We start from the raw sequence: 16,821 nt of genomic DNA, 5'->3' as shown, positions 1-16,821 counted from the left end.
CGGAATCAGTCCTGTTGCTAGGCGATACACTTCCTTATTGGAAGTATTACTAAGAATGAATTCAGGATAATGCGTCTCATTATAGAACTGCGAAGTCTAAATGAAAACTGCAAACCCTGAGCAAAGTATGCTTTTCAGAAACGAGGCATCATCTGCAAAGCGAAACATCCGACCTCGTTAAAACAGCTGACATTGTACAGACATGTGCTCAAAAGTTAAAAATTTGTAGCGATTAATTTGATTGCTTTTATCTATTAATTTTACGGAACTTATCGCTAATACGGCGCAACCTGAGCGCTGCGCCGTACGTTTATCAGGCGTTTTTGATCTCTTCGAGGTGCAGCTCTTCAGAAATCTGCTTAACCCACTTTTCAACGCGCTCAGCGGTCAGCTCCGGCTGACGGTCTTCGTCGATGGCCAGGCCCACAAAGTGATCGTCATCGGCCAGGCCTTTAGACGCTTCGAAATGATAACCCGCCGTTGGCCAGTGGCCGACGATGGTTGCGCCGCGTGGTTCGATGATGTCGCGGATGGTGCCGAGCGCATCACAGAAGTATTCTGCGTAATCTTCCTGGTCGCCGCAGCCGAACAGGGCCACCAGTTTGCCGTTGAAGTCTACCTCTTCCAGCGTCGGGAAGAAGTCGTCCCAGTCACACTGTGCTTCACCGTAGTACCAGGTCGGGATACCCAGCAGCAGAATATCGAAGCCTTCAAGATCTTCTTTGCTGCTTTTGGCAATGTCATGCACTTCAGCTACATCTTTACCAAGCTGCTTCTGAATCATCTTCGCGATATTTTCGGTATTGCCGGTGTCGCTGCCGAAGAAAATGCCTGTAATTGCCATGAGTAAAATAACCTCTTGAAACGTAATGAAATGATGGTGGAATGTTGCCCACAGATAAAGGCAATGATAGCAGGAGGAGAAGGGCGCGGGAACCGCAATTGCGCCGGACTGCACTCTCTGCTACATGAAAGTGATTTTTTGTCGGATTTTCAGACGAGTTTCTGGCTTCGCAACGCAGCCAACTGATGCATCAGTATTTCTTCAATCAGCTCGCTGCGGCTCATGTTTCTGGCTTCAGCCAGCTCGTTGAGCGCATCGACCGCTTCGTGATTGAGCTTTAGCTCAACGCGCTTGAGACCATTGCTTTTGTCGCGCTTCAGCTGATTACGCTTATTAATGCGTAACTGTTCGTCGCGCGAGAGCGGATTGGTTTTCGGCCTTCCCGGGCGACGCTCGTTTGCGAACAAATCTAATGTCGTTCGGTCCGTTTGTTCTTTTGCCATGATTCAGAGTGACTTCGGGGAAACAAGCCGCCGGACGACAGGCCCGGCGCAGATAGCGCGCAATCATACATCAGCGAACCCCCCACGCCAACGCCGGGAGCCACAATGGCGCTTGCTTGCTCGGATTTTAATCATTCCGCCAGATAGCGGCGAACAGCGCGCAGTACCGCGTCCGGTTTTTCAGCGTGAACCCAGTGTCCGGCACCGGCAATCACGTGTGCACGAGCCTGCGGGAATTGTGCCAGCAGCGTGTCGCGATACTCGGTGGTGACGTACGGAGAATTTCCGCCTGCAATAAACAGGGCAGGGTGGTCCCAGGCCGGAATCGTCTCCCAGCCGACAATATGCGGATACTGATCCCACAAAACCGGCACGTTAAAGCGCCATGCGCCATCGACGAAGGACTTCAACAGGAACTGAACCACGCCTTCTTCCTTTATATGCTGCCGCATTACTTCGGCGGCCTGCTGTCGTGTGGAAACGCCCGCTTCCGTCACCGCGTTAATCGCGGCAAAAATTTCATCGTGACGACGCACCTGATAATCCACTGGCGCAATGTCGATAGCCACCAGTTTTCCCACGCGTTCCGGTGCCAGGGCGGTAAACGCCATCACCGCTTTGCCGCCCATGGAGTGCCCAACCAGCGTGGCCTGCTCAATATCGTGAGCATCCAGCGTATCAAGTAAATCCTGAGCCATTGCCGGATAGTTCATGTCCGGGCTTCTTTCCGACAAGCCATGGTTGCGCATGTCGACTTGCAAAATATCGTGGTCGGTAACCAGGTCGCGGGCGAGGATCCCGAGGTTGTCCAGGCTGCCAAAAAGGCCGTGAACGAGGACGATGGGAGAATTAGTGTGCTGGTTTTGTGCAGATTGCGCTCGGCTGTTTAATTTCATGGCAAAGTTCTTTTTTTCGCTACGTCGGGTTAGGGTATCATGTTGAACATTCTGCCGCCCGGCTGCAACACTCAGTAGTCGTCTGAGTTTTTGCCGACACGCTATCCGCTGTTGGGTTTTGTCCCTATAATCCCAACGACTTGTATTCAGCAAAGAAATATCACTGGATTAAGATGAAAACGATCGAAGTTGATGACGAACTCTATGGCTTTATTGCCAGCCACACTAAGCACATTGGCGAGAGCGCATCCGACATTTTACGGCGCATGCTGAAAATTTCTGCCGTAGCCCAGAGTGCAGCCCCCGTTGTCAAAGAGACCCCGGCCCCGAGCGCTGCGCCGGTCGTTGCGGCGGCGGTGAAAAAAGCCTCTTCTCCTAAGGACAACGTCCGCGCCGTGCGTGAACTGCTCCTTTCTGATGAATACGCCGAGCAGAAAAAAGCGGTCAACCGCTTCCTGCTGGTGCTGACTACACTTTACTCCTTAGACAACAAAGCATTTGCCGAGGCCACAGAGTCGCTGCACGGGCGCACGCGCGTCTATTTCGCTCCCGATGAAGCGACGCTGCTGAAAAACGGCAACCAGACCAAGCCTAAGCAAGTGCCTGAAACCCCATACTGGGTGATCACCAATACCAATACCGGTCGTAAATGCAGCATGGTGGAGCACATCATGCAGTCAATGCAGTTCCCTGCGGAGCTGATTGAGAAGGTTTGCGGCACTATCTAACCCTTGCATAAGAAGGACCAGGCAATGGCAACTCATCCCCGTGCAGGCCAGCCTGCACAACAGAGTGATTTGATCAATGTCGCCCAGCTGACGTCTCAGTACTACGTGCTGAAGCCGGAAGTGGGTAACGCAGAACACGCGGTGAAATTCGGTACCTCCGGCCACCGTGGAAGTGCAGGTCGTCATAGCTTCAACGAACCGCATATTCTGGCGATTGCCCAGGCGATTGCGGAAGAGCGTGCCAAAAATGGCGTCACCGGACCGTGCTACGTAGGTAAGGATACCCACGCGCTGTCAGAGCCGGCGATCATTTCCGTACTGGAAGTGCTGGCGGCTAACGGTGTCGACGTGATCGTGCAGGAAAATAACGGCTACACGCCAACCCCTGCCATCTCTAACGCTATCCTGGTTCATAATAAGAAGGGCGGCGCGCAGGCGGACGGGATCGTTATCACGCCATCGCACAACCCGCCGGAAGATGGCGGCATTAAATATAACCCGCCTAACGGTGGCCCGGCTGATACCAACGTGACCAAAGTGGTGGAAGACCGTGCCAACGCGCTGCTGGCCGATGGCCTGAAGGGCGTGAAGCGTCTCTCTCTGGATGCGGCTTATGCGTCCGGCCACATTAAAGAACAGGATCTGGTGCAGCCGTTCATTGAAGGGCTGGCGGATATCGTCGATATCAAAGCGATTCAGAAAGCCGGCCTGAAGCTGGGCGTTGATCCGCTGGGCGGTTCCGGGATTGAATACTGGAAGCGTATTGCTGAGTTCTACAAGCTCGATCTGACCATCGTTAACGATCACGTCGATCAGACCTTTCGCTTTATGCACCTCGATAAAGATGGCGCAATCCGCATGGACTGCTCCTCAGAGTGCGCGATGGCGGGCCTGCTGGCGCTGCGTGAAAAATTCGATCTGGCCTTCGCCAACGATCCGGATTATGACCGTCACGGCATTGTGACCCCCGCGGGTCTGATGAATCCAAACCACTATCTGGCTGTTGCCATCAACTACCTGTTCCAGCATCGTCCACAGTGGGGCAAGGACGTTGCCGTCGGCAAAACGCTGGTATCGTCTGCGATGATTGACCGCGTGGTGGAAGACCTGGGCCGCAAGCTGGTGGAAGTGCCGGTAGGTTTCAAATGGTTCGTTGACGGTCTGTTCGACGGCAGCTTCGGCTTCGGCGGCGAAGAGAGTGCGGGCGCGTCGTTCCTGCGTTTTGACGGCACGCCGTGGTCGACTGACAAAGACGGTATCATCATGTGCCTGCTGGCGGCGGAAATCACCGCGGTCACCGGCAAGAACCCGCAGCAGCATTACGACGAACTCGCTGATCGCTTCGGTGCGCCAAGCTACAACCGTTTACAGGCATCGGCAACCTCTGCGCAGAAAGCCGCGCTGTCAAAACTTTCCCCTGAAATGGTCAGCGCCGATACCCTGGCGGGTGACCCGATCACCGCTCGTCTGACGGCTGCGCCGGGCAACGGTGCCTCCATTGGCGGCCTGAAAGTGATGACCAAAAACGGCTGGTTTGCGGCGCGTCCTTCCGGTACGGAAGATGCGTACAAAATCTATTGCGAAAGCTTCCTCGGTGCGGAACACCGTAAGCTGATTGAGAAAGAAGCGGTAGAGATTGTCAGCGAAGTGCTGAAGAACGCCTGACGTTCAGCAATGAAACAGGCCCGGCCAGCGTTAGCGCTTCCGGGCCATTTTTTTATGCCGGGGGCAGTTCGTTTGCCCGGCCTGCAGAGTCATGCTGATTGGCAGGCCCGGTAAGCGCAAGCTCCACCGGGCATGTTTCAGCCGTGTTTATTGGTCAGCTCAAAACGAGGCGACACCAGCCCGTAGAGCGTCCAGCCCAGGAAGGTCACGATCGCGCCATACAGCATCGCTTCTTCACCTGACGAGTAGAGCGCATAGAAGCTGTACATCGCCCCAAGAAACGCCACCGCATTCGCTGCTTTCGCTTTACCCGGCGCGACCTCTGCCACTTTCTGAATAATAACCAGCGCTGCCATCGACAGAATATAAGGAATGATGTTGGTCACCACCGCCAGATTGACCAGCACGTTGAACTGGTTATTCAGCGACGGGCTAATGGTCATCAGCGACAGACCTGACTGGATGACGACAATCGCCAGCATCCCCTGAACCGGCGCTTCAGCGCGGGAGAGGCGAGAGAATATTTTCGGGAAGTAGCCTTCATCCGCCGAGGATTTGAACACCTGCGCGATGGTGAACTGCCAGCCAAGCAGAGAGCCGCAGCACGACATCACCATCAACCCCATGATGACTTTGCCCACTTCCGGGGTGAACATCTGCGCAAATGCCAGCCCGAATGGAGCAGTGGAGTTTGCCAGATCGCTGTTGGGCACAATCCCGGCGATAACGTTGGTGGAAACGATATAAATCACCGCTGCTCCGAGCGTGCCGCCGAGCACGGCAATCGGTACGTTGCGTTCCGGGTTTTCTACCACGTCGGTATTGGCACAGGCAGATTCCAGACCGAGAAACGCCCAGAGCGTCATTGCAATAGAAGAGCCTACTGCGCTAAAGAACGGAACGTGGTGCGGGTTCCAGGACTCAACGTAGAGCGTCGGGCTGAACCAGAACCAGCCAATGACGCAGAGGCCGACCACAGGAATGATCACACCCCATACGGTCACGCTGCTGATTTGGCCGGTGATGCGCGCGCCGCCAAAGTTGGCAATGGTGCACAGCCACAGCACGCCAATAGTGGCGAGCCCAATCTGCAACGGGCTCAGCGTGACGCCGAACAGTTCGGTGCCGTAGCCCACGGCGGAAATGGCAATCGCCACGTTGGCAATCAGCAGCGACACGCCGTAGGTGTAATTGGCCATAAAGTTGCCGGATTTGCCAAAAGCGTACTCCGCATAGCCGCCCATGCCGCCGGATTTACGGCTGAACATCCCGCATTTCGCGAAGGCCCATGCCAGCGCCGTGGAGCCAACCGCGGTCACTAGCCAGGAGATGATTGAGATGGTGCCAACCTCGGCGAGCTTGGTCGGCAGCATGATTATCCCTGAGCCCATCATGTTAACCATGGTCAGGATGGTGAGCTGAACGACTCCCATCTTGTTAGATTTACTCATAATGTTTCCCCTTTCAGCAGCGGCTGGTGGGCGTTACGCGTTTTAATGACGTTGCACCATACCTGTTTGCGGCCATCCACTTCTGCGATGTAAACCCCTTGTAGCTCCGGTGCGAAGCCGGGCAGCAGATTGATGCCTTCCTCCAGAGCGGTGAAATAGCGCAGAACGGCACCACTCCAGATTTCACCCGGTACCACGCACAGCACACCCGGTGGATAAGGGAGCGCGCCTTCGGCAGCAATTCTGCCCTCCGCCTGCGGCAAAGAGACCAGTTCGACTTCACCGCGCAGGTAGGCGTAGTTAGCACTCTGAGGATCGATACTAACCTGTGGGAAATGCGCTTTGCGGAACATCTCTTTTTGCAGCTGCTTCACGTCATGCCGCGCGTAAAGCTGATGCATTTCCAGGCACAGCTGGCGCAGGCTGTACCCGGCGTAGCGCTGTTCGTGCTGCCGGTAAAGCGAAGGCAGCACTTCCTGAAGAGGGGCATCTTCATCGAGCAGTTTTTCAAAACGCACCAGCAGCGCAACCAGCTGCTGCAGCTTGGCCATGTCTTCGGCAGGCGTCAGCAGGAACAGAATGGAGTTGAGATCGCACTTCTCTGGGATCACGCCGTTTTCACGCAGGAAGTTGGCAAGTACGGTCGCCGGAACGCCGAAATCTTCATACTCGCCACTGGCGGTGTTGATGCCCGGCGTGGTCAGCAGCAGTTTGCACGGATCGACGAAATACTGATTCTCTGCATAGCCTTCAAATGCATGCCAGCGCTCGCCCGGAACGAAATGGAAGAAATACAGGTTGTTAGCAATCTCTTCTGTCGGATAAGCGTGCCAGGGTTTGCCATCAACGACCGGCGGAACAAACGGGCGAAGATGATGACAGTTTTCAAGAATCAATTTACGGGCTTCAATGCCGTTGGTGACGCAATCCATCCACATGTTGCGCCCGCTCTGGCCTTCATGCATTTTGGCGTTAACGTCCAGGGCGGCAAACAGCGGATAGAACGGGCTGGTGGAGGCGTGCATCATAAAGGCGTTGTTCATCCTTTTATGCGGCACGTAGCGAGACTGACCCTTAATGTGGCTGTCTTTTTTGTGGATTTGCGAGGTTTGCGAGAAGCCAGCCTGCTGCTTATGCACGGACTGAGTCACCATGATCCCCGGATCGTTTTCATCCAGCTCCAGCAGAAGCGGCGAGCAGTCGGCCATCATTGGAATAAACTGCTCGTAGCCGACCCACGCTGAATCAAACAAAATGTAGTCGCACAGATGCCCAATCTTATCGACCACCTGGCGGGCGTTATAAATGGTGCCGTCGTAGGTGCCCAACTGAATAACCGCCAGGCGGAACGGCCGGGCTTCACGGGCTCGCTGCGGGGCAACTTCGCTAATCAGCTCCCGCAGATAGCGCTCTTCAAAGCAGTGGGCGTCGATGCCGCCAATAAAGCCGTAGGGATTACGGGCGGTTTCCAGATACACCGGCGTGGCACCCGCCTGCAACAGCGCGCCGTGGTGGTTAGATTTGTGATTATTACGGTCAAACAGCACCAAATCACCTGGCGTCAGCAGCGCGTTAAGCACCACTTTGTTTGAGGAAGATGTCCCGTTGAGAACGAAGTACGTTTTATCGGCATTAAAGACTTTCGCCGCATGCTGCTGCGCCACGCACGGCGCGCCCTCGTGGATGAGAAGGTCGCCCATCGCCACGTCAGCGTTGCAGAGGTCTGAACGAAACAGCGTCTCGCCAAAGTACTCTACAAACTGGTTACCTGCCGGATGACGACGGAAAAATTCTCCGCCCTGATGCCCCGGACAGTCGAATGCGCTGTTGCCCTGGTTGACGTAGTCGACCAGCGCGCGGAAAAACGGCGGACGAAGTTGGGTTTCGTATTTGTTTGCTGCGGCTTCCAGCTGGCGGCCGTAGAATTCGCTACGAGCTTCATCGTGCTCAAAGACGCCATGAATGCGGGCCAGCGTTTCCGCAGGCACGATCTCTTCTTTATTAATGGCGATAAACACCGGCAGGTTATAGCCCGTCGCTGCAATATCGTCGAGTTTTCCCTCTGCAATATCGTTAAGGGATAATACCGCGGCGGCGACATCAATAAATTTAGTTCCGTGGGTGTCAATAATAGCGCGTGTGGTTGTGAAACAATCAGGGCAGGAAGCGCTGACGGCAATTTTTAATTCAGACATTTTTCATCTCTTTAATTTCAGGAAATAGCAGGCCCTCAGCTTCCGGGAAAGGAAACTGAATGCTCCGGTGAATAAGCCATAGCTGTCCGCTGATAATAAAATCAGGGCAGGACATATTCGGATAATATAAATCCCTCCGGCCCGGTTGCCGGAAATGCAGGGTTTATCAGGGTGAGCGCAGCGGGCGGCAGGAAAAAGCCTGTCGGTTCAGGGAGTCAGGAAAGACCTGTATGCTGAGCGCCCGACGTCAGAAGACTATCGGGCGTTAAAGAAGTGAAAGTCGAAGCTATTGCGGTGGGCAAACATCATAATATGCGTTGTTCGCCGGATGTGCGGCATAATTCGGTTATTGTTTTCCATAATAAATACCTTCATAAATGTGTGAAAGCGCAGGTAGTTTATCTGCAAACGAAAAGGATTCTGTGAAGGCGATCACCATTAAGTGAATAAAGCGGCAAGATATGCTGCTATTATCGGATGTTGTTGGGATTAAATGCTGATTTGTTTGTTTGTTGTAAATGGATTGTGTGTGTTTTATTCGTGAATATAATTTACGACGGAAATAATATCCAAATGGCGGAGTGAATCAGAGGGGAAATAAAGTTAGATGAGCGAATTGATACCGTGAATAACTATTCACGGTATCAGATAAAATAAGCAGAAAAATTAAAGCATAAACCGGTACCCAATCCCGGTTTCAGTGAGAAGATGCTTTGGCCTTGCCGGGTCGGCCTCCAGCTTCTGGCGTAAATGCCCCATATATATCCGCAGATAGTGGCTGTGCTCCACGGCGTTTGGGCCCCAGACCTGGCCCAGCAGCTGGCGCTGGGTGAGCACTTTTCCGTGGTTGTTCAGCAGCACCGCCAGCAGGCGAAATTCGATGGGCGTCAGGTGAATCTCTTCGCTGCCCCGCACTATGCGGCGATTAACCAGATCGACCTGAATATCAGCAAATGCAATCTCCGGCTGCTGCTGTTCCGCGCTACCGTGACGGCGCAGGGCGACGCGCAGTCGGGCCTGCAATTCGCCAATGCCGAACGGTTTGCTGAGATAGTCGTCTGCGCCCGCATCCAGTGCGGTGATTTTGTCGGTTTCTTCAGCGCGGGCCGAAAGGACAATGACCGGCACCTGGCTCCACTGACGAAAATCACGGATGAACTCGATGCCGTCGCCGTCCGGCAAGCCTAAATCCAGAATGACCAGGTCCGGCTTGCGCGTGGCGGCCTCCAGCAGGCCGCGCTGTAGCGTTTCTGCCTCAAATACCCGCAGGCCGTCGCCCTCCAGCGCGCTGCGCAGAAAGCGGCGAATAGCCTGTTCATCTTCAACGATCAGTACGTTAATCACAGTTCCTCGGGAAGTTCATCCAGTTCCGGGGGCGCGTCCAGTGGCAGCGTGATGACAAAGCTTGCCCCGCCTTCCGGGCGATTATGTGCGCTCAGCTCGCCGCCGTGCACGTCGACGATAGCCTGACAAATCGCCAGTCCGAGCCCGACGCCCGGAATGGCCGACTCTTTGTGGCCTCTGGAGAATTTAGCAAAGATTGCCTGTTCCTGACCAGCGGGGATACCAGGGCCAGAATCCCAGACCTCAAGCTGCAACAGTGCCGGTTGAGCCTTTGCGGAAATGCCGATGGTGGCGGAAGGGCCAGCATACTTCACCGCATTTTCCAGCAGATTGATCAGCACGCGTTCAAACAGGGAGCCGTCAACGTGAATCAGGGTGAGCGGGTTGCCAAGCGCCAGCTCGATATGACGACCGCCAAGCCCCATCTCGAGGGTACGGATAGCGCTGCCGACGACTTCCTCCAGCGTGAGCCACTCCCGGCGCAGATTGAAGCCGCCGGACTGAATACGTGCCATATCCAGCAGGTTATTCACCAGGCGGGTAGTGTTGAGCACGTGCTGGCGAATTTCATTGGCCTGGGGGGCGTGCTTTGAACCTTCCGTCGCCAGGTCGAGAGTCAATATTTCTGCCTGGCCGAACAGAACGGTGAGCGGCGTGCGCAGGTCGTGAGAAAGTGCCGCCAGCAGGGAGTTGCGGAGGCTTTCCCGTTCACTCGCCAGGCGGGATTGTTCTTCACTGGCGGTCAGCGCGAGACGCTCCAGGGCGCTGGCGACCAGCAGCGTACAGGTTTCCAGCAGGCGCTGCTGTTCGGGGATCATCAGCTGGCGCAGGTTGCCCGGTTCCACCACCACCACGCCGTGCGTTTTCTCAGCCGTTTTCAGCGGCAGGATCAGGTAAGGCACGCCGGGCAGCGTATCGGTGCCTGCGCCTGCGGGCTGGCCTTTATCGTAGCTCCAGCGCGCGATGGCCTCATCCCATGGCGTAATGCCATTACCGTCGGTCAGGCCGTGAAGATGGCCTTCGGCATTGGGCAACAGGACCTGGCTACGGGCATGAAAGGTGGAATGAATAAATTGTTCGCTGGTGCGGGCAATATCCTGCTGCGTACGCCCGGTTGCCAGCGCCTTCGACATCTCATACAGATGCCGAGTGCGCTGTTCCCGATAGCGTGCCACGCGGGCCTGGTAGCGTACTCCGGCGGTCAGATTACCGATCACCAGCCCGACGGTCAGCATCACGCCGAAGGTCAGGATGTACTGCACGTCAGACACGGCGAGCGTGCCGCGTGGGGCGACAAAGAACAGATCAAAGCTGATGACGTTGAGAATGGTCGCCAGCACAGACGGCCAGCGCCCGTAAAACAGCGCCACGATAACCACACCCAGCAGGTAGATCATCACCAGGTTAGCGGCTTCAAACGCCATCATGAAATGGCTGGCGAAAAGGGTGATGAAAGCACAGAGCGCTACGGCAACGACGCAGCCGCGAAGCTGTACGCGCCAACGGTCTAACCACGGACGGCTGTCCGTGCTGCGGGCAGTGTTGCCGGTTGCATTCTCTTCCAGCGCGACGATCACCAGATCGAGATCCGGGGCGCGGCGGGCGAGCCTGTCGGCAAAGGATTCACGACTCCACCAGCGGCGCTGGCTGCGGCGGCCAATAATGATTTTGCCGAGGTTGTGTTCGCGGGCATAGCGCAGAATGGCTTTGTCTTCTGCCGGGTCGGAGAGAGTGGCGGTTTCTGCGCCTAATTCCTGAGCCAGACGTAAAGCCGACAGAATATTGCGCCGTTGGTTTTCAGGCAAACGGTGAAGACCGGGCGTTTCGACATACACTGCGTGCCAGGCCGTGCCGAATTTGGCGGCCAGACGCGCAGCGGTGCGAACCAGTTTTTCATTCCCGCCGCTATGCCCGACGCACAGCAGAATGGCATCACGGGTATGCCAGACTTTTTCCTCGCCCTGGCGATCGCGCCAGGCGCGCATCTGATTGTCCACGCGGTCAGCTGTCCGTCTCAGCGCCAGTTCACGCAGGGCGATCAGGTTGCCTTTACGGAAGAAGTGCTCAATCGCCCGTTCGGCCTGACCTGCGATGTACACCTTGCCTTCATGGAGGCGCTGACGCAGATCATCCGGCGGCAGGTCGACCAGCACCACTTCGTCGGCAGAATCGAAAAAGGGATCGGGAACGGTTTCACGCACCTTAATACCGGTGACGCCGCTCACCACGTCATTCAGGCTTTCGAGATGCTGAACGTTAACGGTGGTGAACACGTCGATCCCGGCTTCGAGCAGTTCGTCCACGTCCTGCCAGCGTTTGGGATGACGCGAGCCTGGCGCATTGGTATGAGCCAGCTCGTCCATCAGAATTAAGGCTGGTCGACGGGCGAGGGCGGCATCAAGATCGAACTCTTCGATCTGCCTGCCGCGAGAGTGAATGCGTTTTCGCGGTTGGGTGGCGAGGCCGTTAAGCTGGGCGGCGGTTTCCTGCCGACCGTGGGTTTCCACCACGCCAACCAGGATATCGAGCCCCTGCGCCCGCAAGCGCTGCGCCTCGCTGAGCATAGCGTAGGTTTTCCCGACGCCCGCGCAGGCGCCGAAAAAGACTTTCAGTTTACCCCGATGCCAGCCGGCAGATTGCTCCAGCAGGCGGTCGGGGTCCGGGCGCAAGGGCTCGTCGGTCATGCTCAATCCTTAGGGTTGGTTCAGGCCATCCAGCGCCATATTCAGTTCAACAATGTTCACCACGGGCTGACCGATAAAGTTCACCAGAGGCTGCTGCGTGCGCTCTTCGACCAGCTTCGTCAGCGCTTCGACGGAGAGGTTTCGTGCCTTCGCCACGCGCGGAATTTGCCAGATGACGGACTGCGGCGTGAGGCTGTAATCCAGCCCGCTCGCGGAGGTGGTCACCAGTTCGACGGGCACTTTTGCGTCAGCCTGCGGATTCTCCTCACGCAGCTGCGCCACGCGTGCGGCCACCGCTTTATCCAGCTCGGGATTGCTGCCCGCCAGATTGCTGCCGCCGGACGCTTCTGGATTATAGGGGCTATTGGCGGTGGCGGAAGGGCGGCCGTGAAAATAACCTGGGGCAGAAAACGGCTGACCAATCAGGCGCGAACCGCGTATCTCATTACTCTGCAAAATCAGTGAGCCATTCGCCTGGTCGTGAAACCACCATTGTCCGAGCGCCGTCGTCAATAGCGGATAAACGCCGCCGGTTATCAGGGTCAGAAAGATCAGCACGACCAGAGCAGGGCGTAAAGTTGCCATGTTTATTTCCTCTTAAACCAGACCGAACAGCGTCAGCAGAAGGTCAATCACTTTAATGCCGATGAACGGCACCAGCAGGCCACCGAGGCCATAAATCCACAGGTTGCGACGCAGCATTGCCGCTGCCGACAGCGGTTTATAGCTCACGCCCTTCAGCGCCAGCGGGATCAGAAACACGATGATCAGGGCATTGAAGATCACCGCGCTCAGGATCGCCGAGGCAGGGGAGTGCAGGTGCATTACGTTAAGCGCATTAAGCTGTGGATAGGTGGCAGCAAAGGCTGCCGGGATAATGGCGAAATACTTCGCCACGTCGTTGGAAATACTGAAGGTGGTCAGCGAGCCGCGGGTCATCAGCATCTGTTTGCCAATATGCACCACCTCAATCAGCTTGGTCGGGTTGGAGTCGAGGTCGACCATGTTTCCTGCTTCTTTCGCCGCCTGGGTGCCCGAGTTCATTGCGACCGCCACGTCGGCCTGCGCCAGCGCGGGCGCATCGTTGGTGCCGTCTCCTGTCATTGCGACCAGGCGACCTTCAGCCTGGTACTGACGAATCAGCGCCAGCTTGGCTTCTGGCGTGGCTTCCGCAAGGAAATCATCCACGCCCGCCTCAGCGGCAATGGCGGCGGCGGTCAGGCGGTTGTCACCGGTGATCATGACCGTTTTGATGCCCATCTTGCGCAACTGGGCGAAGCGCTCTTTGATACCGCCTTTGACGATATCCTTCAGGGCAATGACGCCCAGCACCGTTGCACCTTCAACCACGACAAGCGGCGTTCCGCCCAGGCGTGCTACGCTTTCGACCAGCGCATCTACCTGCGCAGGGAAGTGGCCGTTATTGGCCTCTACGTGGCGACGAATCGCATCGACAGAACCTTTACGGATGGAGCGATCGTGGATGTTGATGCCGCTCATGCGAGTCTGGGCGGTGAACGGTACGAACGTCGCCTGCAGCTCCTGAACGTCGCGAACGCGGAGGTTGAAACGCTGCTTGGCCAGAATCACAATGCTGCGACCTTCCGGCGTTTCATCCGCCAGTGACGCCAGCTGGGCGGCATCCGCCAGCGTTTTCTCATCCACGCCAGGGGCAGGTAAAAACTCAGATGCCTGACGGTTGCCGAGGGTGATGGTGCCGGTTTTATCGAGCAGCAGCACGTCGATATCGCCCGCCGCTTCCACGGCGCGTCCGCTGGTGGCAATCACGTTGGCACCGAGCATCCGGCTCATTCCGGCCACGCCGATGGCGGACAGCAGGCCGCCAATGGTGGTTGGGATCAGGCATACCAGCAGCGCCACCAGTACCGTAACGCTGACCGCTGCGCCGCCATAGGCGGAGAATGGCCACAGCGTAGCGGTTGCCAGCAGGAACACGATGGTCAGCGCGACCAGCAGAATGGTCAGGGCGATTTCGTTGGGGGTTTTACGACGCTGTGCGCCTTCCACCATCGCAATCATCCTGTCGAGGAAGGTTTCGCCCGGGTTGACGCTGCACTGGATAACCAGCCAGTCGGAGAGAATGCGCGTCCCGCCGGTGACCGAGGCGAAATCACCGCCGGATTCGCGAATAACCGGGGCGGACTCCCCGGTGATCGCGCTTTCATCGACGGAGGCACCGCCTTCAATCACTTCGCCATCGCAAGGGATAATATCGCCCGCTTCCACCAGGACGATGTCGCCTTTGCGCAGATCGTCTGCCGGAACATGATCCACCTGCGAGCCATATTTGGGCTCGCGCAGCTTGCGGGCGAAGGTGGTCTTTTGGATCCCTTTCAGGCTGTTGGCCTGGGCTTTACTGCGACCTTCCGCCAGCGCTTCGGCAAAGTTGGCGAACAGCACGGTAAACCAAAGCCAGACGCTGACTGCGGCGGTGAAGCCCGCGCTGCCGGGCAGTTTCCCTATCGCCATCGCCACGGCGAGCAGGGTGGTCAGCACGCTGCCCAGCCAGACGATAAACATCACCGGGTTGTGCCACTGAACGGCTGGACTCAGTTTTTTCACGGCATCCAGCAGGGCCGGGCGAACCAGGGCCGGTTCAAAAATTGCCGTTTGCTTGCGACTCATAAAACGTGTCTCCAGCGTGCTTATAAAGAAGAGAGATGTTCTGCGACCGGGCCTAACGCCAGGGCAGGAATAAAGGTCAGGGCGCCGACTAAAATCACGGTACCAATCAGCAGGCCGACGAACAGCGGGCCACAGGTCGGCAGCGTGCCGGGGCTGGCGGGCTGAATTTTCTTGCTGACTAATGAACCGGCAATCGCCATGACCGGAATAATTACGCCAAAGCGGCCGACGAACATGCTGAACGCCAGCAGGCAGTTCCAGAACGGCGTGTTAGCGCTCAGGCCCGCAAAGGCGCTGCCGTTGTTGTTGGCGGCAGACGAGACGGCGTAAAGCACTTCGCTAAAGCCGTGAATACCCGGGTTGAACATCCCGGCGCGTCCGGCTTCGGTCATCATGGCGAGCGCCGTGCCGAGCAGCACCAGGGCTGGGGTGATGAGGATCGCCAGCGCCGTCATTTTCATTTCACGCACATCGATTTTTTTACCGAGATACTCCGGCGTACGGCCAATCATCAGCCCGGCGATAAACACCGCCAGCAGAACGAACAGCAGCATGCCATACAGCCCTGAACCCACGCCGCCGAACACGACTTCACCAATCTGCATCAGCCACATCGGCACCATGCCGCCAAGCGCGGTGAAGGAGTCATGCATTGCGTTAACCGCACCGCAGGAGGCTGCCGTGGTGATGACTGCAAACAGGCTGCTTTGCAGGATGCCGAAACGGCTCTCTTTGCCCTCCATATTGGCCGCGCTGTCAGCGCCCAGGCTCAGGAAATGCGGGTTGCCTTTGAGCTCAGCCCACATCACCACCACCACGCAAACCACAAAAATTACCGACATCGCCCACAAAATGGCGCGGCCCTGACGTTTGTCGTTCACCGCCTCACCGAAGGCGAAACAGAGCGCTGCGGGGATGAGGAAAATCGCCAGCATTTGCACGGCGTTGGTTAAGGCAGTCGGGTTTTCAAACGGATGGCTGGAGTTGGCGTTAAAGAAACCGCCGCCGTTGGTGCCGAGCATTTTGATCGCTTCCTGAGAGGCGACAGGCCCCATCGGCAGCAACCCTTTCGCGCCCTCAAGTGAGGTGAAATGCTGATACGGCAGGAAGTTTTGCAATGTGCCCTGCTGGATCATAAACAGCGCAATCAGTAAGGAAAGCGGCAGCAGGATCCACAGCGTCACGCGGACGATGTCCATCCAGGCGTTGCCGAGTTTGTCGGTGCTGTGGCGGGCGAATCCGCGGATCAAGGCGAACACGACGGCGATCCCGGTAGCAGCTGAGAGGAAGTTCTGCGCCGCAAGTCCGCTCATTTGGCTGAAGTAGCTCAGGGTGCTTTCGCCGCTGTAGGCCTGCCAGTTGGTATTTGAAACAAAGCTGATGGCCGTGTTCATCGCCAGATCCCACGACAGACCGGGGAGTTTCTGCGGATTTAGCGGAAGCGAACCTTGCAACATTAGCATCGCAAACAGCAGGAAGAAGCCTGCAATGTTGAGCCACAAAATGGCAACCAGGTACTGCCGCCAGTTCATCTCTTGCGAAGAGATGCCCAGTATCCGCCAGAGGCCTTTTTCAACGGTGACGGTGCCAGGAAGAGAGGTGTTAGCGATAAGCATCGCCAGAAGCGAGCCCAGTGGTTTTGCCAGAAGGAAAAGCACCAGTAAAAAACTGGCTATCAGTAAAAAAGCCTGCGCAGCCATCAGAAAGCCTCCGCATTGATCAGGGCATAAACCAGATAGCCCAGTAACAGGAAAACCAGCACGATGCCGGTTAGCACGCCTGCACTCACAGTCCACCTCCAGGTGTTTAATGATGTGCAGCAACGGTAGGTTTTTCGATGCAAAGATTTCGCAAAAAACGAAAGGCGGAGTGTAAAAAAAATATAAAAATGGGTTAAAGCCATTAATTAACTAATGGTTAGTATT

General features: G+C 56.4%; 14 protein-coding genes. 2 read left to right on the top strand and 12 right to left on the bottom strand.

The genetic code is table 11. The annotated features are described in order from the left end of the window. Window positions 1-313: 313 nt before the first annotated feature. From fldA to ybfF, 3 genes are all read right to left on the bottom strand, one after another. On the bottom strand, window positions 314-844 hold the full coding sequence (gene fldA, locus RTU33_RS18080) for a flavodoxin FldA (protein ID WP_312629191.1): 531 nt from the start codon (window positions 842-844) through the stop codon (window positions 314-316). 149 nt (window positions 845-993) lie between these two features. After that, window positions 994-1,287, bottom strand: coding sequence for a LexA regulated protein (ybfE, locus tag RTU33_RS18075; protein WP_312629190.1), 294 nt, complete (start codon window positions 1,285-1,287; stop codon window positions 994-996). 131 nt (window positions 1,288-1,418) lie between these two features. After that, window positions 1,419-2,183 carry an esterase gene (gene ybfF / locus RTU33_RS18070; protein WP_312629189.1) on the bottom strand — a complete coding sequence of 255 codons (765 nt, stop codon included), beginning with the start codon at window positions 2,181-2,183 and terminating at the stop codon, window positions 1,419-1,421. 173 nt (window positions 2,184-2,356) lie between these two features. Here ybfF and seqA point away from each other — a divergent pair, with 173 nt between their 5' ends. Both seqA and pgm read left to right on the top strand, forming a co-directional pair. Then, a complete protein-coding gene (gene seqA, locus RTU33_RS18065; RefSeq protein WP_312629188.1) occupies window positions 2,357-2,911 on the top strand; it encodes a replication initiation negative regulator SeqA in 555 nt (184 codons plus the stop codon). A 24-nt stretch (window positions 2,912-2,935) separates the two neighbouring features. Continuing rightward, complete coding sequence (gene pgm, locus RTU33_RS18060; RefSeq protein WP_312629187.1) at window positions 2,936-4,576, top strand: phosphoglucomutase (alpha-D-glucose-1,6-bisphosphate-dependent); 1,641 nt, start codon at window positions 2,936-2,938, stop codon at window positions 4,574-4,576. Between the two features lie 137 nt (window positions 4,577-4,713). On the opposite strand, the gene potE is transcribed toward pgm, so the two are convergent. The 9 genes from potE to kdpF form a co-directional block, all read right to left on the bottom strand. Next, the gene (gene potE, locus RTU33_RS18055) at window positions 4,714-6,027 is read right to left on the bottom strand and encodes a putrescine-ornithine antiporter (protein WP_312629186.1); all 1,314 of its coding nucleotides are present in this window, start codon (window positions 6,025-6,027) and stop codon (window positions 4,714-4,716) included. Beyond that, the gene (gene speF / locus RTU33_RS18050) at window positions 6,024-8,222 is read right to left on the bottom strand and encodes an ornithine decarboxylase SpeF (protein WP_312629185.1); all 2,199 of its coding nucleotides are present in this window, start codon (window positions 8,220-8,222) and stop codon (window positions 6,024-6,026) included. Before speF ends, potE begins: the two co-directional genes overlap by 4 nt. A 255-nt stretch (window positions 8,223-8,477) precedes the next feature. Further along, a complete protein-coding gene (gene speFL, locus RTU33_RS18045; protein WP_116480921.1) occupies window positions 8,478-8,582 on the bottom strand; it encodes a leader peptide SpeFL in 105 nt (34 codons plus the stop codon). A 306-nt stretch (window positions 8,583-8,888) separates the two neighbouring features. Then, window positions 8,889-9,566 carry a two-component system response regulator KdpE gene (kdpE, locus tag RTU33_RS18040; RefSeq protein ID WP_312629184.1) on the bottom strand — a complete coding sequence of 226 codons (678 nt, stop codon included), beginning with the start codon at window positions 9,564-9,566 and terminating at the stop codon, window positions 8,889-8,891. After that, window positions 9,563-12,250 (bottom strand): two-component system sensor histidine kinase KdpD, encoded by a 2,688-nt coding sequence (gene kdpD, locus RTU33_RS18035; RefSeq protein WP_312629183.1) that lies wholly within the window; start codon window positions 12,248-12,250, stop codon window positions 9,563-9,565. Before kdpD ends, kdpE begins: the two co-directional genes overlap by 4 nt. Window positions 12,251-12,259: 9 nt before the next feature. Beyond that, window positions 12,260-12,835: a potassium-transporting ATPase subunit KdpC gene (kdpC, locus tag RTU33_RS18030; protein WP_312629182.1), complete on the bottom strand. Its 576-nt coding sequence runs from the start codon at window positions 12,833-12,835 to the stop codon at window positions 12,260-12,262. Window positions 12,836-12,847: 12 nt separating this feature from the next. After that, entirely contained in the window at window positions 12,848-14,896 is a 2,049-nt protein-coding gene (gene kdpB / locus RTU33_RS18025; protein ID WP_312629181.1) for a potassium-transporting ATPase subunit KdpB, read from the bottom strand. Window positions 14,897-14,916: 20 nt separating this feature from the next. Beyond that, window positions 14,917-16,596: a potassium-transporting ATPase subunit KdpA gene (kdpA, locus tag RTU33_RS18020; RefSeq protein WP_312629180.1), complete on the bottom strand. Its 1,680-nt coding sequence runs from the start codon at window positions 16,594-16,596 to the stop codon at window positions 14,917-14,919. Continuing rightward, window positions 16,596-16,685, bottom strand: a complete 90-nt coding sequence (gene kdpF / locus RTU33_RS18015; protein ID WP_110510103.1) for a K(+)-transporting ATPase subunit F — start codon at window positions 16,683-16,685, stop codon at window positions 16,596-16,598. Before kdpF ends, kdpA begins: the two co-directional genes overlap by 1 nt. Window positions 16,686-16,821 lie beyond the last annotated feature (136 nt).

The sequence above is a fragment of the Scandinavium sp. genome (assembly GCF_032012665.1).
In the GTDB taxonomy this organism is placed as follows: domain Bacteria; phylum Pseudomonadota; class Gammaproteobacteria; order Enterobacterales; family Enterobacteriaceae; genus Scandinavium.
Note: the sequence above shows the minus strand (reverse complement) of the source record. Positions and strands in the feature narration are given on the sequence as shown.